The sequence below is a fragment of the Hymenobacter mucosus genome (genome assembly GCF_900188255.1).
Lineage (GTDB): Bacteria > Bacteroidota > Bacteroidia > Cytophagales > Hymenobacteraceae > Hymenobacter > Hymenobacter mucosus.
Genome location: NZ_FZNS01000002.1, coordinates 492,547 through 517,400, shown reverse-complemented (window position 1 = coordinate 517,400; position 24,854 = coordinate 492,547). Strand labels below are relative to the sequence as shown.

At 57.8% G+C, this 24,854-nt stretch carries 23 protein-coding genes; 11 read left to right on the top strand and 12 right to left on the bottom strand.

Annotation, left to right across the window (positions count from 1 at the left end; all coding sequences use genetic code 11):
• Positions 1–219 precede the first annotated feature (219 nt).
• The 8 genes from hrpB to CHB83_RS06075 all read right to left on the bottom strand — a co-directional run bounded on the left by hrpB (position 220) and on the right by CHB83_RS06075 (position 11,756).
• A complete protein-coding gene (gene hrpB, locus CHB83_RS06110) occupies positions 220–2,757 on the bottom strand; it encodes an ATP-dependent helicase HrpB (protein ID WP_245855291.1) in 2,538 nt (845 codons plus the stop codon).
• 134 nt (positions 2,758–2,891) lie between these two features.
• The gene (locus CHB83_RS06105; RefSeq protein ID WP_089332016.1) at positions 2,892–4,367 is read right to left on the bottom strand and encodes an efflux transporter outer membrane subunit; all 1,476 of its coding nucleotides are present in this window, start codon (positions 4,365–4,367) and stop codon (positions 2,892–2,894) included.
• Between the two features lie 2 nt (positions 4,368–4,369).
• On the bottom strand, positions 4,370–7,594 hold the full coding sequence (locus CHB83_RS06100; RefSeq protein ID WP_089332015.1) for an efflux RND transporter permease subunit: 3,225 nt from the start codon (positions 7,592–7,594) through the stop codon (positions 4,370–4,372).
• Between the two features lie 133 nt (positions 7,595–7,727).
• Positions 7,728–8,888, bottom strand: coding sequence for an efflux RND transporter periplasmic adaptor subunit (locus CHB83_RS06095; RefSeq protein WP_089332014.1), 1,161 nt, complete (start codon positions 8,886–8,888; stop codon positions 7,728–7,730).
• Positions 8,889–8,934: 46 nt separating this feature from the next.
• Positions 8,935–9,201 carry a hypothetical protein gene (locus CHB83_RS06090; RefSeq protein WP_045690394.1) on the bottom strand — a complete coding sequence of 89 codons (267 nt, stop codon included), beginning with the start codon at positions 9,199–9,201 and terminating at the stop codon, positions 8,935–8,937.
• A gap of 129 nt (positions 9,202–9,330) precedes the next feature.
• On the bottom strand, positions 9,331–10,701 hold the full coding sequence (locus CHB83_RS06085) for a sensor histidine kinase (protein WP_089332013.1): 1,371 nt from the start codon (positions 10,699–10,701) through the stop codon (positions 9,331–9,333).
• Entirely contained in the window at positions 10,701–11,378 is a 678-nt protein-coding gene (locus CHB83_RS06080) for a response regulator transcription factor (RefSeq protein ID WP_045690395.1), read from the bottom strand. The genes CHB83_RS06085 and CHB83_RS06080 overlap by 1 nt, the downstream gene beginning before the upstream one ends.
• Positions 11,379–11,432: 54 nt before the next feature.
• A complete protein-coding gene (locus tag CHB83_RS06075) occupies positions 11,433–11,756 on the bottom strand; it encodes a rhodanese-like domain-containing protein (protein WP_045690396.1) in 324 nt (107 codons plus the stop codon).
• Positions 11,757–11,884: 128 nt separating this feature from the next.
• Between CHB83_RS06075 and pnuC the strand changes: the two genes are divergently transcribed.
• The 4 genes from pnuC to CHB83_RS06055 are packed head-to-tail and all read left to right on the top strand — an operon-like array spanning position 11,885 to position 14,472.
• A complete protein-coding gene (gene pnuC / locus CHB83_RS06070) occupies positions 11,885–12,592 on the top strand; it encodes a nicotinamide riboside transporter PnuC (protein WP_052695646.1) in 708 nt (235 codons plus the stop codon).
• Positions 12,592–13,143, top strand: a complete 552-nt coding sequence (locus CHB83_RS06065) for an AAA family ATPase (RefSeq protein ID WP_045690397.1) — start codon at positions 12,592–12,594, stop codon at positions 13,141–13,143. The genes pnuC and CHB83_RS06065 overlap by 1 nt, the downstream gene beginning before the upstream one ends.
• 28 nt (positions 13,144–13,171) lie before the next feature.
• Positions 13,172–14,047, top strand: coding sequence for an aldose 1-epimerase family protein (locus tag CHB83_RS06060; RefSeq protein WP_045690398.1), 876 nt, complete (start codon positions 13,172–13,174; stop codon positions 14,045–14,047).
• A gap of 8 nt (positions 14,048–14,055) precedes the next feature.
• Positions 14,056–14,472, top strand: a complete 417-nt coding sequence (locus tag CHB83_RS06055) for a GNAT family N-acetyltransferase (RefSeq protein WP_045690399.1) — start codon at positions 14,056–14,058, stop codon at positions 14,470–14,472.
• A gap of 85 nt (positions 14,473–14,557) precedes the next feature.
• Here the strand turns inward: CHB83_RS06055 and CHB83_RS06050 are convergent, their stop codons facing one another.
• Positions 14,558–14,782, bottom strand: a complete 225-nt coding sequence (locus tag CHB83_RS06050; protein WP_045690400.1) for a hypothetical protein — start codon at positions 14,780–14,782, stop codon at positions 14,558–14,560.
• A 406-nt stretch (positions 14,783–15,188) separates the two neighbouring features.
• Between CHB83_RS06050 and CHB83_RS06045 the strand changes: the two genes are divergently transcribed.
• Positions 15,189–17,672 carry a TonB-dependent receptor gene (locus CHB83_RS06045; RefSeq protein ID WP_089332012.1) on the top strand — a complete coding sequence of 828 codons (2,484 nt, stop codon included), beginning with the start codon at positions 15,189–15,191 and terminating at the stop codon, positions 17,670–17,672.
• Positions 17,673–18,047: 375 nt separating this feature from the next.
• The gene (locus CHB83_RS06040; protein WP_089332011.1) at positions 18,048–19,280 is read left to right on the top strand and encodes an acyl-CoA dehydrogenase family protein; all 1,233 of its coding nucleotides are present in this window, start codon (positions 18,048–18,050) and stop codon (positions 19,278–19,280) included.
• 148 nt (positions 19,281–19,428) lie between these two features.
• On the opposite strand, the gene CHB83_RS06035 is transcribed toward CHB83_RS06040, so the two are convergent.
• On the bottom strand, positions 19,429–19,890 hold the full coding sequence (locus tag CHB83_RS06035; RefSeq protein WP_045687427.1) for a DUF4268 domain-containing protein: 462 nt from the start codon (positions 19,888–19,890) through the stop codon (positions 19,429–19,431).
• Positions 19,891–20,024: 134 nt separating this feature from the next.
• Between CHB83_RS06035 and CHB83_RS06030 the strand changes: the two genes are divergently transcribed.
• On the top strand, positions 20,025–20,360 hold the full coding sequence (locus CHB83_RS06030) for an HIRAN domain-containing protein (protein ID WP_045687426.1): 336 nt from the start codon (positions 20,025–20,027) through the stop codon (positions 20,358–20,360).
• A gap of 22 nt (positions 20,361–20,382) precedes the next feature.
• Here the strand turns inward: CHB83_RS06030 and CHB83_RS06025 are convergent, their stop codons facing one another.
• Positions 20,383–21,354, bottom strand: a complete 972-nt coding sequence (locus CHB83_RS06025) for a hypothetical protein (protein WP_045687425.1) — start codon at positions 21,352–21,354, stop codon at positions 20,383–20,385.
• 200 nt (positions 21,355–21,554) lie between these two features.
• Here CHB83_RS06025 and ruvB point away from each other — a divergent pair, with 200 nt between their 5' ends.
• From ruvB to queG, 4 genes are all read left to right on the top strand, one after another.
• A complete protein-coding gene (ruvB, locus tag CHB83_RS06020; protein WP_045687424.1) occupies positions 21,555–22,601 on the top strand; it encodes a Holliday junction branch migration DNA helicase RuvB in 1,047 nt (348 codons plus the stop codon).
• A gap of 242 nt (positions 22,602–22,843) precedes the next feature.
• The gene (locus CHB83_RS06015; RefSeq protein ID WP_089332010.1) at positions 22,844–23,104 is read left to right on the top strand and encodes a hypothetical protein; all 261 of its coding nucleotides are present in this window, start codon (positions 22,844–22,846) and stop codon (positions 23,102–23,104) included.
• Between the two features lie 75 nt (positions 23,105–23,179).
• Positions 23,180–23,371 (top strand): hypothetical protein, encoded by a 192-nt coding sequence (locus tag CHB83_RS06010; RefSeq protein ID WP_089332009.1) that lies wholly within the window; start codon positions 23,180–23,182, stop codon positions 23,369–23,371.
• Positions 23,372–23,437: 66 nt separating this feature from the next.
• A complete protein-coding gene (gene queG / locus CHB83_RS06005) occupies positions 23,438–24,421 on the top strand; it encodes a tRNA epoxyqueuosine(34) reductase QueG (RefSeq protein WP_089332008.1) in 984 nt (327 codons plus the stop codon).
• Positions 24,422–24,535: 114 nt separating this feature from the next.
• Here queG and CHB83_RS06000 read toward each other — a convergent pair whose 3' ends face one another.
• Entirely contained in the window at positions 24,536–24,727 is a 192-nt protein-coding gene (locus CHB83_RS06000) for a hypothetical protein (RefSeq protein ID WP_045687423.1), read from the bottom strand.
• Positions 24,728–24,854 lie beyond the last annotated feature (127 nt).

Here is a 24,854-nt window from a genome sequence, read left to right as displayed (position 1 = left end):
CGTGGGCTGGAAGGCGTAGGGGGTGGTAGTAATACCGGATTTTTTGAAAAATGTTAGGGAATATAGTGGAAGCTTACCTCAACAATAAAATCAGGTAGAACATACCGCGGCCAGGTGCTGAGTAATCTATTCCCTACGCTGGCTTGGCGGAAGCAATAAATAGTTGATAAACCAGGCGTTAGTAACCGTGGCTGCGGCTTAAGTATAAGGCGCCAAAAGCTACATTCCATTCTGCTTTTTAGTACCCCGAATAGCCTGCGCGTCCAAGGGATTTTCGGGCCAGTAGTGCTTGGGGTAGCGCCCCCGGAGTTCCTTGCGCACCTCAAAGTAGCTGCTGGTCCAGAAGCTGCGCAGGTCGCGCGTTACCTGAGCCGGGCGGTAGCCCGGCGACAACAGGTGCAGCGTGAGGGGCACCCGCCCCCCGCCTACAGTAGGCGTATCTAGCAAGCCAAATACTTCTTGCAGCCGTACGGCCAGAACTGGGGCGGCGGGGTCGACATAGTCGAGGCGGATACGGGAGCTGGTGGGTACTTCTAGGTGAGACGGGGCCAGGCGGTCTAGTTCTTGGCGTTGGGACCAGCCCCCGGGTAGCCAATTGAGCAGCGCCTCCCCCAAGTCTACGCGGCTCAACGCCGCCAAAGATTTTACATCCGTCACGTAGGGTCCCAGCCAGTCGTCAAGCTCCGCACCCAGGTGCTCATCCGATACATTGGGCCAGCTTTCTGGAAACGTATGATGTAGAAAGGCCAACCGCTCCCGCACGTGCGTAGCGGCCTCGCTCCAGGGTAGGCGGCTGATGCCGCCCGCTCGCAAGGCTCCGAGCAGCGCCGCCGTAATAGCTTCGGGGCTGGGGTTGGGTATGGTGGTTTCTGACAGGACCAGAGCCCCCAACCGGCGCAAACGACGGGCTACTACTCGGCCAGTTGCTTCGTCCCAGCGTACTTCATCGCGGGTTTCTACTTGATCAGCAAAGTACTCCTCCAACTCGGCCCGGCTCAAGGGGGCTGCCAAACCTGCTCGGGGCTGGGAGGCCACCCCATCGAGAGCCGCTACGGCAAAAAATACATCCTGCTGCCCAAAAAACTCCGCGGGGAGCATGGCCCGCTGTCCACTTACTAAGCGCACCCGTTCGGACGTTTCGCGTTGGGCCAGGCGGTCGGGGTAGGCGAGGGCCGCCAGCAGCCCCGCCACATCCGGCTCAATTTCTCCCTGGGCCCCGGTGCGGCGCCGCAGCACGGCCGCCGCTTCCCGCACCCGGCGCAGGGCTGCTCCGTCTGGCAGCAAGCCAGGCAAGGGGGCTCGTCCCGTGGCCAAGGCTTCAAGACGCAAACGCAAATCGGGTGGGCCAAACGACCCATCTGCCGGCCGTAGAATATCACGCTCCGTAAGTAGCGCTGCCAACGCACAGGCCGTAGCGCCGTGTCCTAACGCTTGGCCACGGGCTACTAGGTGCGCCAAGCGCGGTGCCAAACCCAGGCCCGCCAACGCGCGGCCGTGGGCCGTAGGATGGCCCGTACTAGCCAATGCCTGCAAGCGCACTAATAAGTCGCGGGCCTGGGCCAGGGCGGGTGCTGGTGGAGCATCTAGCCAGCGCAGAGCAGTAGCGTCTTGCGCACCCCACAGGGCTAGTTCCAGGGCAAGAGGGCTGAGGTCGGCGGTTAGAACTTCGGGGGCTAGGTGATGAGGCAGCTCTCGGTACTCGGCTTCCGTCCAGAGGCGGTAGCAGGTGCCGGGCCCTAGGCGGCCCGCGCGGCCCCGGCGCTGGTCGGCGGCGGCTTGGCTGACAGGCTCCGTGCCCAGAGTTGTTAGGCCAGTGCGGGGCTCAAAGCGGGGCACGCGGGCGTACCCGCCATCTACTACAATTGTAACGCCCTCAATGGTCAGGCTGGTTTCGGCTATGCTGGTTGCTAGCACCACTTTGCGTCGGCCTTGGGGGGCGGGGCGTAGGGCCGCGTCTTGTTGCTCGGCGGGTAGCTCTCCGTGGAGGGTATGGATGTCGATATGATCTGGCAACGACGCTAAGCGCTCGGCCACACGACGCTGGTCAGCCAGGCCAGGCAGAAATACCAATACGTCGCCGGTCGAATGCTGGGCCAGCGCTTCGCGGATGATGAGGGGCGTAAGGTCCTGTAGCTTCTCGTGCGGGCGGCGCGACACAGTAGCGGCCCGCTGTGGCGTGAGATAATGGGTTTCTACTGGAAACATGTGCCCTAGGCTGCGCACTACGGGCGCCCCCAGCCACGCCCCCAGGCGATCAGCATCCAGCGTGGCCGACATCACCAGAATGCGTAAGTCGGGCCGGAGCACGCTCTGAGCATCCAGGGCCAGGGCCAGGCCCAGATCAGCCTGCAAGCTTCGCTCATGAAATTCATCGAACAGCACGGCCGCTACCCCTTCCAGAGCCGGGTCGTCCTGGAGTTGCCGGGTCAGGATCACCTCTGTTACTACCTCAATCCGCGTTTTGTCCGACACCTTGCTTTCCAGGCGCATGCGGTAGCCTACCGTCTGCCCCACTGGCTCGCCCAGCAACTGGGCCATGCGCGTAGCTGCGGCCCGGGCCGCTAGTCGGCGGGGTTCTAGCACTAGAATGCGCCCATCTTCGCGCCAGGCGGCCTCCAGCAAAGCGAGCGGCACTAGGGTGGTCTTACCCGCCCCGGGCGGAGCTTGGAGCACGGCCACATTAGAAGCTGCTAGTGTCTGGAGTAGTTCTGGCAGCGCGTCACGAATGGGTAGGTCGGGCAGGTTGAAGGACATCATGGTGCAAAGATGTCACTTGGAAGCTTTGGACGCGGTAGGGTAGGCTGAGCTGGGGCGGCGGAAAGCTCAAAACCCAGCTCAGCCTACTGCAATACATGCGGCACGCTGGGCCGGGTTTTGAAGTAGGGAGTGTTTTATCGGCCGGCTGGTACTGCAGTAGCGGCCCAGCCGCCGCCCAAAGCACGGTAGAGGTCAATGGCTTGCAGAAACTGAGTGCGGCGCACTTCGGCTAAGCTCAATTCGGCCTCCAGGGCACTACGCTGGGCGGTGATAACCTCCAAGTAGGTAGCGTAGCCCGCTACTTGGAGGTCGGTGGCGGTAGCAATGGCTTTAGTCAGGGTTTCTACTTCCTGCTGGCGCAGGGCCGCTACCTGCCGGTAGTTTTCTAAGCCGCGCAAATTGGTGGATACTTCGCGGAAGCCCGTTTGAATCGCTTTTTGGTAGCCATAATATGCCTCTAGGTTCACGGCCACCGACCGGCCATAATCGGCCTTGAGCTGACGGCGGTTGAACACCGGGGCCGAAAGGCCGGCCAATGCGCCGTAGGCCAGAGAAGCTGGGTTTAGTAGGGCTGCGGTACGGAAAGCGTTGAAGCCAAGGTAGGGGGTGAGCGTAAGGGAAGGCAGGAAGGCCGCGCGGGCCGCGTCCACGTCGGCGTGGGCCGCCGTCAGTTCCAACTCCGCCTGGCGTACGTCGGGGCGGCGCAGGAGCAGGTGAGAAGGCAAACCGGCCACTAGGCGCGTAGGAAGTTCCTGCTGGGCCAAGGCGCGGCCCCGCGCAATGCGGCGGGGGTAGCGGCCCAATAGTTGGTTTAGTTGGTTTTCGGTTTCCGTGATGCGCTGCCGCACTTCAAACCCCAAGCTGCGAGTGCGCAATAGCTGGGCGGCAAACTGCTGCACGGCCAACTCAGTGGCCCGCCCGGCTTGCTTCTGCACGCGCATAATATCTAGGCCGCGTTGTTGCAGGGTGGCATTGCGCTCTAGGGAAGCCAGCTGGTTGTCCAGCGTTAGCAGCTCGTAGTAGCCGCGGGCAACTTCCGCTACCAACGAAGTCACCACCAAGTTGCGGCCTTCCACCGAAGCCAGCAACCGCAGATACGCGGCCTTGCGGCGACTGCGCAGCTTGCCCCAGAGGTCTAGCTCCCAGGAAGCCCGCAGGCCCAGGAAGTAGTCGGGGGTGAGGGTAGTAGGAATACGACGCTGGCCTTCAATATTCTGGGAGAGGTTGGTGTCGAAGTTACCCACCCCGTTGAGGGTATAGTCGCCGTAGTGGTCGAGGCCGGCGGCGGCTACCCCGTTTACCGTCGGCAGCAGCGGAGCGCGCCGCTCCAGCCAGTTGGCCCGGGCCTGCTCCACGCGTTGCAGAGCCATGCGCAGGTCTAGATTTTGAGCCAGGGCCGTATCAATAAGCCCCACGAGGGCCGAATCGGCAAAAAAAGTTTGCCAGGGTAAGTCGGAGATGCTGGCAGTGTCCGGAGTGGTGGGGTTGCCGGCGTACACGGTGGGCGTGGCTACCACTGGGGGCAGCTCGCGCGGGGCCGTCACCTGGCAGCCGCTGACAAGGGCTACCACGCTGAGCAGGCCAGTCAGAAAACGGGAGGTCAGGCGCATAGTTATTTAGTAAAATGAACAGGTTCACCGGCGGGTACGGCCGCGCCGAGATGGTGAGGCTGGTGCAGGACGGGCGGCGTGGTTTCCGCATCCTCCGCATCGGCATCCAGATTCTTAGGCTTTTCCAGGCTGGCAAACAGCACGTACAGCCCCGGAATCAGGACCATGCCGAACAACGTGCCCAAGAGCATGCCGCCTGCCGCCGCCGTACCAATGGAGCGGTTGCCCAGGGCTCCGGCGCCGCTCGCAATTACCAGCGGCACTAGGCCCGCAATAAAGGCAAACGAGGTCATCAGAATAGGCCGCAAGCGTGATACGGCGCCTTCCACGGCCGCATCCATAACCGATGCCCCGGCTCGGCGGCGCTGCTCGGCAAACTCAATAACGAGAATGGCATTCTTACCCAGCAGGCCAATTAGCATTACTAGTGCTACCTGGGCGTAGATGTTGTTTTCCAGGCCCAGCAGCTTCAAGCTCAGGAAGGCCCCAAATACACCGGTGGGCAGGCTTAGCAGCACTGGCAGCGGTAGCAGCAGGCTTTCGTACTGCGCCGCTAGCAGCAAGTACACGAAGATGAGCACGATGCCGAACACGTAGAGCGCCTGGTCGCCGCTCAATATTTGCTCCCGCGTCATGCCACTCCACTCGTAATCGTAGCCGCGGGGTAGCTCCTTGGCCGCTACCTTCTCAATAGCTCCAATGGCATCACCCGACGAGAAACCGGGTGCGGCGTCGCCGTTCACCATGGCTGAGGTATACATGTTGTAGCGCGTGAGCTGATCGGGACCGAACACCCGCTCCAGACGCACGAAGGTGGAGAAGGGTACCATCTCGCCCCGGTCGTTTTTCACGTGCAAGGCCAGGACATCTTCGGGGCGGCCGCGGTATTCGGGCGAGGCCTGCACCATTACCTTGTACATCTGCCCGAAGCGAATGAAGTTGGAGGCGTAGTAAGAGCCCATTAGCGTTTGCAGAGTGCTCATGGCCCGGTCAATGGTCACACCTTTCTTGGCCGCCATGTCCTGGTCCACGTGGATCAGGTACTGGGGAAAGTTGGGGTCGAAGCCAGTGAATGCGCCGTTGATAGCGCCTTCCTTGTTGAGGGCTGTAAGAAAGGTTTGGGCTACGGCGGCCGTCTTCTGCAAGTCGCCGCTGCCGGTTTTGTCGAGTAGGCGCAACTCGAAGCCGCTGGAGTTACCGAAGCCCGGCACCGTGGGCGGCGGCAGGAACTGAATACTCGCGTCGCTGATGCTTTTGGTTTTCTCTTCCAGTTCCGTAATCATGTCCTGCACCGACTGCTTCCGCTCATCCCAGGGCTTGAGGTTGATCATGCCCATGCCGTAGCTAGAGCCCGCCACCTCATTCACGAGGCTGTACCCAGCCAGCGTCGATACGGACTCTACCGGGCCCAGCTTCTGAGCAATGCGCTGCACCTGGGACAATACCTGCTCGGTGCGTTCCACGGTGGCACCGGCGGGCGTGGTCACGTTCACGTAAATCATGCCCTGGTCTTCCGTGGGGATAAAGCCCGACGGCAGGATGCGCGTCAGGCCCCAGGTAGCTCCGAAGAACAGCAGTAGGGCGGCCAGCGTAACCACGCGGCGGCCTGCCACGCTCCGCAGCAGGCCTTGGTAGCGGCCCGCTACAGCCTCGTAGCGACGGTTGAAGCCCGCAAAAAAGCGGCCCATGACACCTTTAGGCTCTTCGCCCTCGGCTTGCGGCGTATGCTTAAGCATGAGCGCACACAGGGCGGGTGTGAGGGTCACTGCATTCACGCCGGAAATCACAATGGCAATGGCCAACGTGAGCGAAAACTGCCGGTAGAACACGCCCACGGGCCCATCCATGAAGGAAACCGGAATAAATACCGCCGACATTACCAAGGTGATGGCAATGAGGGAGGAGCTGATTTCGTGCATGGCCTCGAAGGTGGCGGCCCGCGCTGGCAGGTGCTTTTCCTGCATTTTGGCGTGCACGGCTTCCACTACCACAATGGCGTTATCGACCACAATACCAATAGCCAGCACCAAGGCAAACAGGGTAAGCAAGTTGATGCTGAAGCCCAGCACCTGCATGAAAAACAGGGTGCCCACCAGCGCCACCGGCACGGCTAGCGCCGGAATAAGGGTAGAGCGGAAATCTTGTAGGAAGATGTACACGACCACGAATACCAGCAGGAAGGCCTCCACCAGGGTGCGCAGTACTTCGTGAATGGAGGCGTCGAGGAAGCGTGATACGTCGTAGGCAATGCTGTAAGTCATGCCGGGCGGGAAGCTCGTTTCCTTCAGCTCGGCCATGCGCGCCTTTACACCCGCAATAACCTCAGACGCGTTGGAGCCGGGACGCTGCTTGAGCATGATGGCCGCCGAGGGGCGCCCGTCAATCTTCGACGACATGCCGTAGGTAAGCGAGCCAAATTCTACGTCGGCCACGTCGCGTAGGCGCAGAATGGAGCCATCGGCGCTAGAGCGCACCACAATGTTGCGATACTGCTCGGGTTCGAACAGCTTGCCAGTGTAGCGCAGCACGTATTGCAGCACCTGGGCTTCCCGCCCCGAGCTTTCGCCCGATTTGCCGGGCGCCGCCTCTACGTTCTGAGCCCGGATAGCCTCAATCACCTCGTCGGTTCCTACCTGGTAGGCCGCCATGCGGTCCGGTTTTAGCCACACTCGCATAGAGTATTCCCGGGAGCCCATGATTTCGGCGAAGCCTACCCCGTCAATGCGCTTCAGCTCTTGCAGGACGTTGATGTCGGCGAAGTTGTAAATAAACTTCTCGTTTACCTTGGGGTCGTCGCTCATGATGTTGAGGTAGAGCAGCATGCTGTTCACCTCCTTCTCCGTCGTTACCCCCGCCTTAATTACTTCTTCGGGTAGTTCGTCGATGATGGTGGTGACGCGGTTCTGCACGCCCACGGCGGCTAGGTCGGGGTCGGTGCCTACCTCGAAGAACACCGTAATTAGGGTCACGCCGTTGTTGCTACTCACCGACGACATGTAGGTCATACCCGGCACCCCGTTGATGGCACGTTCCAGGGGGGTAGCCACGGCCTTAGCGCACACCTCGGCGTTGGCGCCCGTGTACTTAGCCGTTACCGTTACGGAAGGCGGCACAATGTCGGGAAACTGCGTGATGGGCAGCGTGACCAGCGCCAGCGCCCCTAGCAAGACCAGGAAAACTGAAATAACCAGCGAGAGAATTGGCCGGCGAATGAATATATCGAACATAGAGAAGGGAGGGAATTGCTGAAAGCTGGGTGCCCCTTCCTGAGCAAAGGAGGGGGTAGGAGTAGTTGGCCGGAGCGGCTAGATTCTCTGGGCTGTCAGGCCCTGGGTAAGCACCGCCCGACGGAGCCTGAGGCTACCGGGCAGAAGCCAGCACAGAATCTGGGGCCACGGCGCGGGGCCGGATGTGCTGACCGTTTTTCAGGCCGGCCGTGCCCTCATACACAATTCTTTCACCGGGCTTTAGGCCCTCCTTCACCACGTAGAACAAACCGCTACGGGTCTGGGGCTTGAAGTTGCGCATGTGCACCTGATTGACACTGTCCACCACGTACACATAGTTTTTGTCCTGGATTTCGAACACTGCCTTCTGTGGTACCAGTAGCGCCTCCGGAAGGGTATTGGTGAGGCGGATGCGGCCAGTGGCACCGTGCTTAAGCATGCGCTGCGGGTTGGCAAACCGCGCCCGGAAGGCCAAGGAGCCCGTGCTTTCGTTGAACTCGCTCTCTGTTGTTTCAATGATGCCCGCCTGGGGGTAGCGCGAGCCGTCGGCCATGGTCAGCGACACCGAATCGGTGTGGCGCTCTGGGTGGCGCTGGCGGGCTTTGGTGTATTCCAGGTACTCTCCTTCAGCCACGTTGAAGTAAGCAAACACCGAGCGCAGGTCGGAAACCGTAGTAAGCAAAGTGCCTTCCTCTACCACGCTGCCTACCTTCAGCGGAATTCGGTCAATAACGCCGTCGAAGGGCGCGCGCACCAGCGTGAAAGAGAGTTTGAGACGAGCCGCGGCTTCCGTGGCCTGGGCGTCGGCCACGCGGGCGTCGGCATCCTTCACCTTGGTTTGCGACAAGGCCAGCTCTGTTTTGGCAATGATGTTCTTATCTACAAGCAGCTTCACGCGCTCCATTTCCAGGCGGGCGGCGCGGGCCTGGGCCTGCGCCCCCGATACAGCCGCGCGGGCCTGGTTGACGCTGTTCTGGTAGGCGCTGGCGTTTAGCCGAAACAGGGGCTGTCCCTTCTTCACTTGGCGGCCTTCATCCACGTAAATGTGCTCTAGAAAGCCTGCCACCTGGGCCCGCACTTCCACGTTGCGCACGGCCTGCACGTTGGCCACGTAGTCGTGGAATAGCTCTTGCTCGGTAGGTTGCAGGGTAGTCACGGGCAGCTCAAGCGGGGCTTCCGCGGTGGGCTGGTCTTTGCCATCGGCCGAGCAGCCCGCTAGCAGGGCGGTACCAAGCAAAACGGGCAAGCTCCGACGCAATACGGTGGCGAGCGGCAGGATAGGAGAAGAAGTCATGGGAAGTGGAAGGTGAGAGGAGTAGAAGGAAGGAAGCAGGAAGCCACTAGGGCCCCGCCACCGGTACCGCCGCCGGCAAGGCCGCGCGTAACGACACCAGGAGACTGTCTTGGCGCTGGTGGTCGTCTTGGCAATGGGCGAGTAGGCGCTGCGTCATGCGCAGTTCAGCTTCTGCGTCGGCAAGGGCCGTTGGTTGCGCTTCTTCGTCGGCGCTGCGGTACAGTAAAAACGCGTTCAGCCCCACCGACAGCACAACGGCTGCAGTGAGGAGGTAAAGCAAGAAACTATTGGGCCGGGGCTCAGAAATGGTCATCGTCGGGCGGCTGGTTTACCCCCCAAAGGACTTACCCCGACATTAAAACGGTATGAGAAGCAGATTAGAAGATATTAAAACCGGCCTCCGTGGGCATGGAAAGCATCTTTTGCTTCTATTACTTACGGCTTATACCGCAGGCAGCCATACCGTGGCCGTGGTACCCTCGCCAGCTACCGACGTAAGCTCCAGGCGCCCCCCGTGGCGCTGTACTATCTTCTGGGTGAGCGGGAGGCCCAGTCCGTAGCCAGGACGCCCAGCGGCTCCGGCGGCACGGTATAGGGGTTCGTAAATGTGACTCAGCTCCTCGGGCGTGAGGCCGCGGCCCGTATCAGTGATGCGTACTTGCAGCGTGTGGGTAGCAGCGTAGCCGAGCTCTGAATGAATGGCGCCCACCGAGTACTTGCAGGCGTTATCGAGCAGGTTGAATAAGGCTGTAGTCAAGAGCTGCGCGTTGCCAGGCACCATAAACACATCGGCCTCTTCCGATGCCGGCAGGTCGCCGAAGGTCAGGCGTAGCTCCCGGCCGGGGTATTTGCTGTGCGCGTACTCTAGGGCTTGGTTGAGGCACTCATCGAGGCGCACCGGTACGGGTGCGGGCAGGGCACCGTCTACCTTCGCCAAAGCCAGTAGGCTATTAGTAAGACCGTTCAAATGGCGGGCCGCTTCCAACCCAGCGCCTAGGCTTTGGCGAGCTTCATCTAGCGTGTGGTCGTAGGTGAGGGCCGTTTCCAGAGTACCCATGAGGGTAGTGAGCGGGGTGCGCAACTCGTGAGAGGCGTGCGACAGAAAGCTTTTCTGGGACTCAAAGGCCTGTTCCAGCTCGGATAGGAGCACGTTGAACGTCTTGGCGAGCTGAGCTAGCTCATCACGGCGGTTGCCCTCGTGCAAGCGACGACCTAGGTTAGATGCCGAAATGCGCTCGGCCTGCCGCATAATACGGGCCACAGGGTGCAGGGCCGAGCCCGCGAAATACCAGCCGGCCAGAATAGTTAGGGCCAGGGCGCCCACATTGCCAACCAGCAGCAGAATGCGCAGGCGGTCGAGCTGAGCCCGCGCCAGCCGATCTATTGCCGAGACGAATATGGTGTACTGCTTGCCACGGTGGGAATACACCAGGCCCACGGCTTCCTGGGAGTTGCTGGCCGTAAAAAATACGGGGGCCTGGGTGCGTAAGCGGCCCAGATAACGGAGATTGTAGCGCTGGTTGATGGTATCGTCACTGCTGTAGCGCAGTTCACCCTGGGGCCCGTAGATGCTAATTTCCTCGTCGGGTACTAGGAGCAAGTCGCCGCGGCGGATGCTGCCCAGATTGCCCGATTCCAGCTTGCCCGTGCGTACCAGCACGCGACCCGCCAGCGTAGCCATGTTTACCAAGCGGTGCTCAAAGCGCTGCCGCCGGGTAGTGGCGTGGAAATAGTAAATGAAGGCCGAGAAGCTGACCTGAATGGCCAGTACCAGCAAGGTAAAGCGCAGGGTAAGCTTGTTCCGAATCAGCATTAGCCTTCCCGCATCACGTAGCCCATGCCCACCACCGTATGAATCAGCTTGGGCGTAAAGTCGCGGTCTAACTTTTTGCGCAGGTAGCTCACGTACACGTCAATGACATTGGTACTGGTGTCGAAGTCTAGCTCCCAAACGCGCTCGGCAATATCCACCCGGCTAATAATCTTGCCGCGGTTTAGCAGCAAGTGTTCCAGCAAGGCGTACTCGCGGGTCGTCAGGTCGATGCGTTGCCCGGCCCGGGTCACAATTTTAGAGTCCAGGTTCAGTTCAAGGTCGGCCATGCGTAGCACTTGCCGCCCCGATTCGGTGGCGGCGGCGCGCTTAGTTAGGGCCCTGGCCCGGAGTAGCAATTCCTTGAAGGCGAAAGGCTTAGCTAAGTAGTCGTCGGCTCCAGCCTCGAAGCCCGTCACCTTATCATCGAGCGAGTCGAGGGCGGTGAGGAGGAGTACGGGTAGTTGGGGCTGCTCCGCGCGGATAATGCGGCACAGCTCAAAGCCATTGATGTAAGGCAAGTTCACGTCCAACACTGCCAGGTCGTAGGGCTGGCGCTGGAAGAACGCCCGGCCCATTTGGCCGTCATACGCTAGGTCAATTTCGTACCCCTCATTCTCGAAACCCTTCTTCACAAACGCTGCCAACTTCGGCTCATCTTCAACCAGTAGTATTTTCATGTGAGGTGGGGACGGCAGAGCACAGGAGCAGAAAGTGGGGCAACGACCAAAAAGCTAGTATACGGGTACGTTGGGGTCTACGCGGGTGCTCCACGCGTGGATGCCGCCGCGCAGGTTCAGCAGGTTGGTGAGCTGGTGGCGGTGCTGAAGGTAAGCCAAGGCTTGCATGGAGCGCACCCCGTGGTGACAGATGAGCACAGCGGGGCGCTCAGGGTCTATTTCCTCGGCGCGGCTAGCCAGCTCGCTCAGCGGAATCAGCTCACTACCCCCAATGCGGCAGTACGCATACTCCTCGGGCTGGCGCACATCAATGAGTTGAATGTCTTCGCCGCGCTGTAGGCGGGCGTGCAAATCTTCGGGCGTGAGTTCGGGGAGCATGGTGGGGAGTGGATAAGACAAGGAAAAGATACTGAGGCCGTAAAATTAACCCATAGCTCCTTAGCTTTGACCTTCCAAGTTGCCGGGGTGGCAGCCGCGCTGCCGGGTACTCCGCTTTTACTACTGTTGTGTTACACGTATATGAGGTATGGGCCCCGGTGGCCCAAGTAAGCGGAGCAGCCGTGGGCTGGGGCCAATTGCTAAACGAGGCATGGCGTCCGTTCGACTCGGTGCTACAGTGGGTCGGTCCTGCCCACCTAGAACAGATAGCGGTGGCTACCGGCTTTTTGTGCGTGTGGCTGGCCGCCCGCGAGTCGTTGTGGAACTTTCCGGTTGCCATCTTTAGCTGCCTGCTCTACATCATCATCTACCACAATACCAAGCTATACGCCGACCGCAACCTGCAGGTATTGTTTGTTTTACTGAGCCTATACGGCTGGTACGAGTGGTTGTACGGGGGAAGCCGCCGCACGGAGCTGCGCGTCACGCACGTGCAGCGCTGGGAATGGGTAGGGTGCGCCCTATTCATTCCGCTGTTTACCCTGGGTTTTGGCTACTACCTGCAACAGCATACCGATTCTACTACGCCCCACCTCGACAGTTTTACGACGGCGGGCAGCATTGCCGCTCAGTTTCTGATGATGCGCAAGCGCCTGGAAAACTGGTGGCTCTGGATTATGGTAGACCTACTTTACGTGCCGCTGCTGTGGTATAAGGAGCTGCAGCTGACTAGTGGCCTCTACGCCTTGTACTTAGGGTTGGCAGCTTACGGTTATTGGGAGTGGCGCCAAGCCCTGCGGAAGGTTGATAATTCACCCACTACCCCATCTGCCTGATGCTTCGCGTTGCCCTCACTGGTCCCGAATCCACGGGCAAAACCACGCTTAGCCGTTTGCTGGCCGAGCACTACCACACCGTATGGGCTCCCGAATACGCCCGGGAGTATTTGGAAGCGCGCGGTCCCCGCTACGTTCTGGCCGACTTGGAGGAAATAGCCCGGGGCCAGTTGCAGGCCGAAGCTGCCGCCGAGCAGGCCGCCCGCCGCCTAGGCCGCCCGGTAGTGTTCTGTGACACCGATTTGCTGGTGATAAAAGTATGGGCGGAACATGCCTTCGGGTATTGCCCCAACTGGATTTTGCGCCACATAGAGCACCACCACTACCATTTGGTGTTGCTACTGAACGTAGACTTGCCCTGGGAGCCCGACCCGTTGCGCGAGCATCCGCAGCACCGCCAGTATTTTTACCACCTCTACCAGCAAGAATTACGCAACCAGGTGGCGAACTTTGCCGAAATCAGTGGCACGCCTGGGCAGCGCCTTGATGCGGCCTGTTTCCACGTCGATACATTACTGGGGTCCAAACCCCTGACCCCGTTTCCGTCGTAATGCGGCCAGCTACCTGTCCTTACCCTGCATGACGTATACCCTCGAAAACGAACAGTGCCGCGTGGCGGTGAATACCCACGGCGCCGAGCTTGCTAGCTTCGTCCGCAAAGACCTCGATAATCTGGAGTACATCTGGTCGGCCGACCCCGCTTTTTGGAACCGGCACGCTCCCGTCTTATTTCCCATCGTTGGACGTCTCCCCCAGGACCAGTTCACCTACCAGGGCCAGCAGTACCAACTCAGCCAGCACGGCTTTGCCCGAGACCAGGAGTTTGTGCTGCTGCGCCAAACGCCCGCCGAACTGCTGTTTGAACTGCGCCCCACTGAGGCTACCCGCGCTCGGTTTCCGTTTGAGTTTATTCTGCGTATCAGCTACCGCCTCGCGGGGCCGCAGCTCACCATTGGGTGGGAGGTGGAAAACCCTGGCTCGGGTGAGTTGCTATTTAGCATTGGCGCCCACCCGGCCTTCCGATGCCCTCTGGTAGAGGACGAATCCTTTGAGGATTATGACTTCACCTTCGACCACCCCGTAACGGCGGAGCGTCATTTGCTGGAAGGAGGCTTACTCAACGGACACACCGAACCCCTACTGGAAGACCAGGCAAGCCTACCCCTCAGCTACCCGCTTTTTGCCCAGGATGCTTTGGTTCTGAAGCACTTCGACTTCAATCACATCACGCTCCGCAGCCGACGCTCGGGTCGCGGGGTGCGCCTACGCTTCGATGGGTTTCCCTTCCTGGGTCTCTGGACTAAAGGCCCCGGCTCCCCATTCGTATGCATTGAGCCCTGGCAGGGCATTGCCAGCTCCACCACCGACGCGGGTGAACTGGCCGATAAGGAAGGCATCCTGAGCCTGGGTCCCAACCAACAATTCATGACTTCTTACAGCATCACTGTCGAGTAATTTTTTGCATGTCATCTGATCTTACCATCCGCGCCATTGCTGCGGCCGAAACGTACCCTCTCCGTCACCAAGTATTGTGGCCCGACGAGTCCATCGAATACATCAAACTAAACCAAGATGACCAGGGCCACCACTTTGGCGCCTTCCACAACGCCAAGCTCGTGTCGGTTATCTCCCTGTTCATTGATGGCAATGTGGCCCGCTTCCGCAAGTTTGCCACCCGCCCCGACTGCCAGGGCCAAGGTATCGGCTCTCAGCTCTTGCGCCACGTGCTAGATGTAGCCCGCGAGAAGGGCGCCCAGCGCATCTGGTGCGATGCGCGCGCCCAAAACGAAAACTTCTACCGGGCGTTTGGCTTAGAGCCGGAGGGCAACCGCTTCTACCGCGGCACCATTCCCTACATGCGCATGGCCAAAGATTTATAAGTCTAACTCCGGCATAGAGCACACACAAGCGCCCGCCCTGTGAACGTATCAAGTTCAGGGGGCGGGCGCTTGTGTGTGCTAGCACTTATACTTCCATCGGCACGCGCGGGTAGCTATAGTCCGGTTCCCAGTCGTTGATGGGGCGGGAGATGCCCGGCGGCAAGTCGAGGTCCGGTAAGCCGTCGTCAATGGGTTCGCCACCCTCGTCGTCGTTGTCGGGGGAAGGCGGATGAGGAAAGCGCCGGCGTGGCGTGAGCAGGAAATAAGCCAGAATGGCCAGTACCACAAGAAGGTATGCGACGATATTCATGGCAAGAAAAGGTAGGACAACAGAAAAACTACACCGAGCGCGGTATCATAGAATAACGAAAGCTAGGAAGAGTTGTTTTGGGTATCTGCGGGAATTAGCGACAAATGGTGCTAGTCTAAGATAGGTGATTATCAGTCGAAAGGAAAGTATCTGGGGCTGATATACCTGCGGCGGGAAGACGGCAAGTACGGCCCACTTCCCAGCCTAATTTGATTCTGGCAGCCCGCGCCCTACCTTTACAGCAGTTTTAGGGGTGCCCCAGGCCACACGTGGCAATAAGGCTGAGATCATACCCATTGAACCTGCCCGGGTAATGCCGGCGAAGGGAACAAACGATCCGCGAGCGAAAAACCGATGGTGCCGACCCCTGGCGCCAGGTCCGTTCTACTTATTACCAGTCTTCTTTTTGAAACGTTTTCTGACTACCGGCGCGGCCCTACTGGCGTTGTCCGGTCCGGCGTGGGCACAAGGTCCCGTGTCTGGCTCCGTTACGGATGCCCGCACCGGTACCGCTTTGCCCGGCGCCACCGTGCTGCTCGATGGGGCAGCTATTGCGGCTACTGCCGATGGTACTTTTATTCTACCAGCCGTTGGGCCAGGTTCTCATGAGTTGCGCATCACGTTTGTAGGCTACGAGCCTATAGTGCGCCGCTTTCAGGGACAAGCCGCCGCCCAGCAGATTTTCTTTGCTTTACAGCCTGCAGGCGTTCTTACGGGCGAGGCACTCGTGACGGCTACCCGCGCCAACGAGCGCACCGCCACGGCCTACACCAACCTGAGCAAGGAAGATTTGGCCAAGCGCAACTTCGGACAAGACATCCCCTACCTGCTCGATCAGACCCCGTCCGTGGTGGTCAACTCCGACGCGGGCGCGGGCGTGGGCTACACCGATATTCGCATTCGGGGTACCAGCAACACGGGGATCAACATGACCATCAACGGGGTGCCCTTGAACGATGCCGAATCGCACGGCTCGTTTCTGGTGAACCTGCCGGACCTGGCTTCGTCGGTCAACAGCTTGCAAGTGCAGCGGGGGGTAGGCACCAGCCAAAATGGGGGCGCAGCCTTCGGGGCCAGCATCAACATCAGCACCCTAGACAACCGCCGTGAGGCTTATGGCGAAACCCAAAATACCTACGGCTCTTTCAATACCTGGAAGAACAACGTGCAATTTGGTACGGGCTTGGTAGGTAAGTACTTTACCTTCGATGGGCGGCTCTCGCGCATTGTGTCAGATGGGTACGTAAAGCGCGGCGCCTCCGACCTCAAATCGTACTACTTCTCGGCGGGCTACCAGCAGAAGAATACCCTGCTCAAGTTCATCACCTTCTCGGGCCGCGAGAAAACCTACCAGGCTTGGAACGGCGTACCCGAACCCGCTATAACCGGCGACCGGACTTTGTTGCAACAGTACATCGACAACGGAGAATTGAGTGAAGCCGATGCTGAGCGGGCCATGCAGGAAGGCCGGCGCTACAGTTACTACACCTACGACAACCAAACCGATAACTACCAGCAAAACCACTACCAACTGCACCTGGCCCAAGGCCTGGGCGACGATTGGAACCTGGGCGCCGCCTTGCACCTTACGCGCGGGTTTGGGTACTATGAGAGCTATCGGGCCCGGCGGCGCTTCACCGACTACGGTCTGCAGAACGTCATTATCGGAGGCGACACGCTCACGCGTACCAACTTAGTAGATCAAAAATGGCTGGATAACTACTTCTACGGGGGGACTTTTGCCCTGAACTATCAGCCCAAGGCCAACGACAAGCTACAGGCTACGGTAGGCGGGGCCTGGAACCGCTTCACTAACGACCACTATGGCGAGGTGATTTGGGCGCAGTATGCTTCCAATAGCAACATCCGCCAGCGCTACTACTTTAACGACGCCCGCAAGACCGACTACAACGGCTACGCTCGGGCGACGTGGCAGGTGCTCCCGAAGCTGGGCGTGTACGGCGACGTGCAGGTGCGCCACATCGAGTACACCATTGATGGGGTAGAGGACGACCAGAACGATGTGACCACGCGGGCCCGCTACACCTTCTTCAACCCCAAGGCTGGTGCTACTTTCACCCTGCGCGAGGGCCAGCAGCTGTACGCTAGCTTTGCCGTAGGGCAGCGCGAGCCTGTGCGCTCCGATTTCACTGACCGACCCGCTGGTGACCAAAGCGCCAAGGCCGAACGCCTGAACGACTTGGAGGGCGGCTACCGGTTGTCGTTGCCGAATAGCACGCTGCTGGGCCCTGGCACGGCGTTGCGCGTCGAGGCCAACTATTTCTACATGAACTACCGCAATCAGTTGGTAGCCACCGGGCAGCTAAATGATGTGGGTACGGCCCTGCGCACGAACGTAGCCCGGAGCTACCGCACGGGTGTAGAACTGTCGGGCTTTGCTTCGGCCAATGACAAAATTAGCTTGAGCAGCACCCTCACCTTGAGTCGTAATCGCATCTTGGGCTTCCGCGAGGTAATTTACGATGCCGATTATACCCCTATTGTAGCATCCGAAGCCCGCTCTACTACCATTTCCTACTCGCCTTCGGTTGTATCGGCGCACACGCTGGAAGGCCAGCCCCTGAAAGGGCTCCGCTTGGCACTGCTTTACAAAACCGTCAGCCGCCAATACCTCGACAATTCCACCAGCGAAGACCGGCGCCTCAAGCCCTACCAAGTGCTCGACTTCCGCCTCCGTTACAGCATCTACCCCTCGTTTATGAAGGAAGTGGAACTAGGCCTACTGGTGAACAACGTACTGAACCGCCGCTACGAGGCCAATGGTTACACTTACGGCTACCCCGATGCCACGGGCCGGCAGCAAACTTTCAACTGGTACTTCCCCCAAGCCACGCGTAATTTCCTGGCCTCGGTGGGGGTTAAGTTCTAATCACGGTATAAAAACTACGGTTCAGCTTTGATTTACACACTGTTGAGTTTGAATTTGGGGGTAACGTTGCCTCCATAGTGCGGTAATTTTCCTCGGAAACAATCAATATTATATAAGAAGGGTCGTATATTTCGGCATAGACTTTGCCAGTAGAGAAGGCATGATTTTTCAGCTGAGAATCTGCCTCTCAGCTTTTTGCCGGCGAGGAATTGACGGGTGGTTCTGGCATTCTTCCCTCAAGCTTCACGCCCACAAGCCCTGACTAGTTCGTTTAACTGGTCAGGGTTTTTTATGTCGACGCTAGTGGGGTTGCGGGTCGGGGCCGCCGCCCCGAATTTGTTATCTTTGGTCAGTTAACCCACCCATATTCCCGCTATGTCTTCGCAAGCTGACGTTCTTTCGCCCAAGGCCCAGGTACAGCAAAACAAAGGCTCCCTGAACGCCGCCGGCTTTACTGATTACTATGACATCGACGACCTGCTGACGGAGGAGCACAAACTTATCCGCCAAAGCATCCGCGACTTTGTGAGGAAGGAAATCTCGCCCAATGTGGAGCAGTGGGCTCAGCAGGCGCACTTCCCCTCCGACATCGTGCGCAAATTTGGGGAGGTAGGCGCTTTCGGCCCTACCATTCCTACGGAGTACGGCGGCGGAGGCCTCGACTACATCAGCTACGGCCTGATCATGCAGGAAATTGAGCGCGGCGACTCGGGCATGCGCTCCACGGCTTCGGTGCAAGGCTCTCTAGTGATGTTCCCCATCTACCAATACGGTTCTGAGGAGCAGCGCCGCAAGTACCTGCCTAAGCTAGCTTCTGGCGAGTGGCTCGGGTGCTTCGGCCTTACCGAGCCCGACCACGGGTCAAACCCCGGCGGGATGATTACCAAGATTGAGGATAAAGGTGATTACTACCTGCTCAACGGTGCTAAGCTCTGGATTTCCAATTCGCCAGAATGCCAGGTAGCAGTAGTATGGGCCAAGGATGATAACGGCCGCATCCGCGGGGTTATCGTGGAGCGCGGTATGGAAGGCTTTACTACGCCCGAAATTCACAACAAGTGGAGCCTGCGTGCCAGCACCACTGGCGAGCTGGTGTTCGAGGATGTGCGCATCCCCAAGGAAAATATCCTACCCAACATTGACGGTCTTAAAGGGCCGCTCTCCTGCCTCGACTCGGCCCGCTACGGTATTGCTTGGGGGGCACTAGGTGCCGCCATTGACTGCTACGAGTCGGCACTGAAGTACTCTTTGCAGCGGGAGCAATTCGGCAAACCAATTGCCTCCTACCAGCTTCAGCAGAAGAAGCTGGCCGAGATGATTACGGAAATTACCAAGGCCCAATTGATGGTGTGGCGCCTGGGCATGCTCAAAAATGCGGGTAAAGCTACCTCCGCCCAGATTTCAATGGCCAAGCGTAACTCCGTGGAAATTGCCTTGGAAATTGCCCGCGAAGCCCGCCAAATTCACGGCGGCATGGGTATCACCGGCGAGTACCCCATTATGCGCCACATGATGAACTTGGAATCGGTGGTAACTTACGAAGGCACCCACGACATTCACCTACTCATCACCGGCGCCGATATTACCGGCATTCAGGCATTTAAGTAGGCAAAGTGCAGCTCTTAGCAAGAAGCCCCGCTGATACGTATCAGCGGGGCTTCTGTAGTGGTAGTAGGGCGCCATATAATGCGGTGTTAGCTTACCCAAAGCCTAGCTTGCAGATAGCTTTACCATAATCAAGGAATTAACGGAAAACCTAGCGCAATTCATCGAACGCATATTGGGCGGAACTCCAAAACTCGTCTAGGGCCATGATACGAGGCTTGAAGAAAGAAATAAGCTGGGGCCAGTCCTCCCGGTTGAAGAGGTTGATGGGGCGAAGCTCCTGGTAAATGCGGCTGTAGGGCTGCCCGTTGGCATCCACACCGTCGGCTTCCCACACCCAGGCTTCGTCGGTAGTCTCGTTCAGCATGTTGCGCAGTTGCTGAAACTGCTCAAAAAACAGCTCCCGAATGCCCGCATCGGGGTGGGTTAGCTCAATGCCGATGGTAGCGTGGCGGTTATCGGCCTGCATGCGGAAGTACACGTGCTTCAGGCCAGTTTTATAGTTGATCCAGTTCGTGGGCACGCCTTCGGCAGAGGGAACAGGCTGCATGTACTGGCCAAATGTAGTCCAGAAGGCTTGTCGGAGCTGGGTTACTTCAGTTTTGCTGTACATAGGGCAAAAATACCGGGCCAGGAAATCAATACAAGGAAGAGGGTGGAGTGAGGAAGAAAAGAGGGCCCGTAGCGGCAGTACGGCAAACTTCTAGTTTCCGTGTTATTTTACGGCCTCACTTGCTTTACTTGCTCATGCCTACTCCTTCTGCCGAAACCCTTGTTTTGCTTGAGTGCCTTGTAGCTGGAACTACGCACCGCCCTGGCTTGCGGGAGTTAGAACCTCAGTTGCAGCCCAATCAACTGCTTAATCTGCAGCGGGAAGCCGATAGTGCCTACGACGATTGGGCCGTGCGCGTGTATACAACGGGTTCCGATGCTTTTTGGCTGGGCTACCTGCCCGAAGGCCGTAATGAAACCGTGGCGCGCCTATTAGATGCCGGGTATCCCCTGGCTGCTCGCCTCACTCATAAAGCTTGGGAAGAAGAGTGGCTGCATTTGGAAATTGAAGTGCTGCTCGAACGCGCGTAAGACCCACCTGCTAGGCTAGCGGCTACAGGGCGTCGGCCAGGGTTAATACCTGGGCGCGGGCTTCTATGATTTCGGGTGCATCGGGGAAAGTGTGTTGCACCCAGTGCGTGAATCCGCTTACCATCTCGCCCACTGCCTGCCGGTTGCTAGCCGGGGCGGGGGTAGTAGCCCCGGCCTCTTCTGCCGACAACGTGGGGAACAGGTCTTCCAGCCCTAGCTTGTTCATAACGTCCGAGATGAATACCATGCCGCATACCTGCATACCTTGGTAGAGCTGCACTAGTTCCGGCATGGTTAGGCGTAATTGCTCCTGGGCCCGAATGCGGCTTAAGTGTTCAATCAAGGGTTCTAGCGCTGCCGGCTGCAAATTGTCTAGCCGGCTTACAGCCCGCATGAACGGATGGTCGGCGGCCTGTGGGAGGCTGTGTACGAGCAGCAGGGAAAGGCGCAGCATTTGCAGCTGGGGCTCTGTGAGCCGAAGGTTGGCTACCGGTGGAGGGGCCTCTGGCAGCTGAGCAGTGTATTCCGCAAATATTTCCTCTATCTGCAAGCGGTGCCAGCCCAGCGACACGGCCCCGTTGGGGGCGGGCAGGTGCTGTTCCAGCGTCGTAAGGAATGCACCGCTGAGTTCCAGGCAATAGGTCTGTAGCTGTGTGAGCTGATCGGCGGTAATGTGCATCTGCTGTTGCACGTAGGCCAGCACGGGCGCAGCTACGGAAGTTTCCAGCGTAAGCCGGCCCAGCAGAAGCAAGTAGTACAACGCCAGCGGCTCAGTGTGTAGCGTTGCCAGTAGCTCGGTGTGGCTGCTGATGCGGTTGAGCTGCTGCACCTGCGCCGCGGTAAGATGGGTGAGGTCGTGGAGGCGGCGCATATGTTCTTCTGCGGGCCGGCTCAGCAGTTCGGCTGCTGCCATTCCGTGCAAACTCAAGCAATGAGCTAGCTGATCATAGAAATCGGCAGGAAGGGCATCGAGCCAGGCAACGGAAACGGACATGGGGGCGGAAAGGATATTGGCCGGCAAGTTAGTATCCGCAACGATGCGGAGCCTTGCTACAACCCTTACGAAGCGGCTAGGATACTGTTTGCTAACTATATTAGTAATATAATGCAGTTGTGCTATTTTTTTGCTAAAAAGGGAATAATCTACGGGCCCGCCGTGTTACCTTTCGACACGCTCAACCTGATGAAATTCGTATGCGCGAACCTTATATGACGGGTGGCAACGACCACATGGATGCCACCGAGAAAGATATTGACAAGGCCCTCCGCCCGCTTTCCTTCGATGACTTTACGGGTCAGGGCAAGGTAGTAGAAAACCTGAAAGTATTTGTGGCGGCCGCCAAACACCGCGGCGAAGCCCTCGACCACGTGCTTCTGCACGGGCCTCCCGGCTTGGGTAAAACTACTCTTTCGCACATCATTGCCAACGAGTTGCAAGCTGGTATTAAAATGACTAGCGGCCCGGTGCTAGACAAGCCTTCCGATTTGGCTGGCCTGCTCACCAACCTGGAGCCCAACGATGTGCTCTTCATCGACGAGATTCACCGCCTGAACCCGGTAGTGGAGGAGTATTTGTACTCAGCCATGGAAGATTACCGTATCGACATTATGCTCGACTCGGGTCCCAATGCCCGCTCTGTGCAAATTTCGTTGTCGCCGTTTACCCTGATTGGGGCTACTACCCGCTCGGGGATGTTGACCTCCCCGTTGCGGGCTCGTTTTGGTATCAGCTCCCGCTTGGAGTACTACGATTCCAAGCTGCTGACCTCTATTGTGCAGCGCTCGGCGGAAATACTAGGCACTCCAATTTATGAAGATGCGGCCTTCGAAATAGCCCGTCGTTCGCGCGGTACGCCCCGTATTGCCAACAACTTGCTACGCCGTACCCGCGACTTCGCTCAAATTAAAGGTACGGGTACCATCACCCAGGAAATTGCTCAGTTTGCCCTCAATGCCCTCGACGTGGACCAGAATGGCCTCGACGAAATGGACATCCGCATTTTGAGTACTATCATCGATAAGTTCAAGGGTGGCCCCGTTGGCCTTGGCACCATTGCCACTGCCTGCGGCGACGAAGCCGAAACCATTGAGGAGGTATATGAGCCCTTCCTCATTCAAGAAGGCTTTATCAAGCGCACTTCCCGCGGCCGAGAAGCTACTGAGCTAGCCTACCAGCACCTAGGCCGCCAAATGCCCCAGCACCTGCGCGGAAATACTGCCACGGGGGAGCTGTTTAGCTAACCTTTGCTGCTAGTAATGAATAGAGAGCCGGAAAGCAGCGTAATACGCTACATTTCGGCTCTCTATTTTTTTGAATAACGCTTCTTTTTACTGGTTAGTTAATAAGTGAAAAGCATAGTGCTGTTCTTACTAATCGAATAAGGCTACTTTGGAAACAACCAACAGCAACCTGTTACTATCCGAAGTGGTGACAGCCTAACTATAAAGGTTAGTTTCAGCCACCGCAAAATGAGAAAATAGCAATGCGTAAGAATATAATTATTCCCGTAACTAGTGTAGTAGAAGTAGTTGAAAAAACAATTAAATACTTTCAGCACTCAGGATTTAAACTCGTAGAAAACGGGAACGGAAAATTAAAATTCACACGTGGTTCTCTTGCTTCAACTATGTGGACATTCAATCCCCTGAAATGGAAGTCTGAAGTGCGAGTCGAGATTAATGAAGGCCAGATTAGTGCAGAATTTAATATTGATACGACAGGACAGATGGTAACGAATGCGTAAGAGAAAGTGTGGGACGAGTTTATTGAAAATTATAAACGCTTTATAAAGGAAAATAGAGCTGACTATTTCATTCCGATGAATGAAATAGTAAAAGCGAATAAAAAGAATAGCCTAAAATATCTTGGTTGGGCATTAGTAGGGGGATTAATTGGTGGTATCCCGGCCGAATTTATTGCTTATGTAACAGATATAGACGCTATAGCTGCAATGGGTACAGCAGGTGGTGTACTTGTGCTTTTAAACAAAAAGATAAATAACGAAAAATAGAAAAAGGAATTATAGCGATACTGAATTAAAAATGGCGTTCCAGCTTTTCTGGCCACCTTTGCATCCATGCTTCCAACCGCCCACTATACTGCTTTTATCAAACGCCGGGCGGCAGAGCTGGGCTTTATGTATTGCGGTATTTCCAAGGCTGAGTTTTTGGAGGAGGAAGCACCGCGGCTGGAAAACTGGCTGAACCGACAGATGAATGGCAAGATGGCCTACATGGCCAATCACTTTGATAAACGCCTCGATCCGCGCCTGCTGGTAGACGGAGCAAAGTCGGTGATTTCGTTGCTACTAAACTATTACCCGCCTGAGGAAGCACAGCAGCCCGACGACACGCTCAAAATAAGTAAGTACGCCTACGGCCGCGACTATCACTTTGTCATCAAGGACAAGCTCAAGACCTTGCTGCAGGATATGCAGGAGGAAATAGGAGAGGTAGGCGGCCGCTGCTTTGTGGATTCTGCCCCAGTGATGGACAAGGCCTGGGCTAAGAAAAGCGGCTTGGGTTGGGTAGGAAAAAACACCAATCTCATTCGGCCCGGTACAGGTAGCTTTTTCTTTATTGCCGAGCTGATTGTGGACCTGGAGTTGGACTATGATGGCCCCATTAAGGACTACTGCGGCACTTGCACCAAGTGCGTTGACGCTTGCCCTACGCAGGCCATTACAGAGCCCTACGTGGTAGACGGCAGCAAGTGCATCAGCTACTTCACCATTGAGTTGAAAGACCAGATTCCGCGGGAAGTAAACGGGCAGTTCGGCAACTGGATATTCGGCTGCGACATCTGCCAGGACGTATGCCCCTGGAACCGCTTCTCCAAGCCCCATCAGGAGCCTCAGTTCAAGGCCCACCCTGGCCTAAAGGACCTTACCCCCGGCGACTGGCAGGAAATCACGCACGAGTTGTTTTCGGAGCTGTTCCGGCAGTCGGCCGTGAAGCGGACGGGTTACGTGGGGTTGCAGCGCAATATTCGGTTTGTGCTGGGTGAGGAGCCCCCACCACCGGCGGAAGCTGGCGGGCCTACCGAGGAGCCGCGTATGTAATGTTCGCGCATTCCCACTACACGACGGAGCCGTGAGCAGGCTGCCTAGTAGGCGAGCGGCTCACGGCTCCGTCGTGGGTGGGTGTTGTGTTGGGTGGCGGGGGCAATTGGGTACCTATACGGCCGGCTGGGCAAACACGCGGTTTAAGATGCGCCGGTACAAGGTAGAGAATTGCTGATAGCACCAACTTTTCAGCTCCGACAGTTCTGTCGGAACCAACATCCGGAGTGCTTTGCGCAGCTCCTTCTCGAACAAAATTTTGTCGAAGCTTACTTTAAGCAGGATGGTTTTGGCGTACTCAAGCATGGTGGGGTTTGGGTTTCGGTAAGCGGGTAAAAATGGAAAGGAGTTCAGTAAGCAGGCCTCCTATACGGGAGATGTTGAAAAAAGCCGATTCCTAGTAGATGTTTTTGCCTCACTTTATTGAAAGATA

Coding starts and splice junctions, on each gene's coding strand:
- CHB83_RS06030 (WP_045687426.1), top strand. CDS start 20,025: ATGCCTACTCCTTCTGCCGAAACCCTTGTTTTGCTTGAGTGCCTTGTA.
- ruvB (WP_045687424.1), top strand. CDS start 21,555: ATGCGCGAACCTTATATGACGGGTGGCAACGACCACATGGATGCCACC.
- queG (WP_089332008.1), top strand. CDS start 23,438: ATGCTTCCAACCGCCCACTATACTGCTTTTATCAAACGCCGGGCGGCA.
- CHB83_RS06095 (WP_089332014.1), bottom strand. CDS start 8,888: ATGACTTCTTCTCCTATCCTGCCGCTCGCCACCGTATTGCGTCGGAGC.
- CHB83_RS06085 (WP_089332013.1), bottom strand. CDS start 10,701: ATGCTGATTCGGAACAAGCTTACCCTGCGCTTTACCTTGCTGGTACTG.
- CHB83_RS06105 (WP_089332016.1), bottom strand. CDS start 4,367: ATGCGCCTGACCTCCCGTTTTCTGACTGGCCTGCTCAGCGTGGTAGCC.
- CHB83_RS06010 (WP_089332009.1), top strand. CDS start 23,180: ATGAATGAAATAGTAAAAGCGAATAAAAAGAATAGCCTAAAATATCTT.
- CHB83_RS06090 (WP_045690394.1), bottom strand. CDS start 9,201: ATGACCATTTCTGAGCCCCGGCCCAATAGTTTCTTGCTTTACCTCCTC.
- CHB83_RS06000 (WP_045687423.1), bottom strand. CDS start 24,727: ATGCTTGAGTACGCCAAAACCATCCTGCTTAAAGTAAGCTTCGACAAA.
- CHB83_RS06015 (WP_089332010.1), top strand. CDS start 22,844: ATGCGTAAGAATATAATTATTCCCGTAACTAGTGTAGTAGAAGTAGTT.
- CHB83_RS06065 (WP_045690397.1), top strand. CDS start 12,592: ATGCTTCGCGTTGCCCTCACTGGTCCCGAATCCACGGGCAAAACCACG.
- CHB83_RS06060 (WP_045690398.1), top strand. CDS start 13,172: ATGACGTATACCCTCGAAAACGAACAGTGCCGCGTGGCGGTGAATACC.
- CHB83_RS06050 (WP_045690400.1), bottom strand. CDS start 14,782: ATGAATATCGTCGCATACCTTCTTGTGGTACTGGCCATTCTGGCTTAT.
- CHB83_RS06075 (WP_045690396.1), bottom strand. CDS start 11,756: ATGCTCCCCGAACTCACGCCCGAAGATTTGCACGCCCGCCTACAGCGC.
- CHB83_RS06100 (WP_089332015.1), bottom strand. CDS start 7,594: ATGTTCGATATATTCATTCGCCGGCCAATTCTCTCGCTGGTTATTTCA.
- CHB83_RS06035 (WP_045687427.1), bottom strand. CDS start 19,890: ATGTACAGCAAAACTGAAGTAACCCAGCTCCGACAAGCCTTCTGGACT.
- CHB83_RS06040 (WP_089332011.1), top strand. CDS start 18,048: ATGTCTTCGCAAGCTGACGTTCTTTCGCCCAAGGCCCAGGTACAGCAA.
- CHB83_RS06080 (WP_045690395.1), bottom strand. CDS start 11,378: ATGAAAATACTACTGGTTGAAGATGAGCCGAAGTTGGCAGCGTTTGTG.
- CHB83_RS06055 (WP_045690399.1), top strand. CDS start 14,056: ATGTCATCTGATCTTACCATCCGCGCCATTGCTGCGGCCGAAACGTAC.
- hrpB (WP_245855291.1), bottom strand. CDS start 2,757: ATGATGTCCTTCAACCTGCCCGACCTACCCATTCGTGACGCGCTGCCA.
- CHB83_RS06025 (WP_045687425.1), bottom strand. CDS start 21,354: ATGTCCGTTTCCGTTGCCTGGCTCGATGCCCTTCCTGCCGATTTCTAT.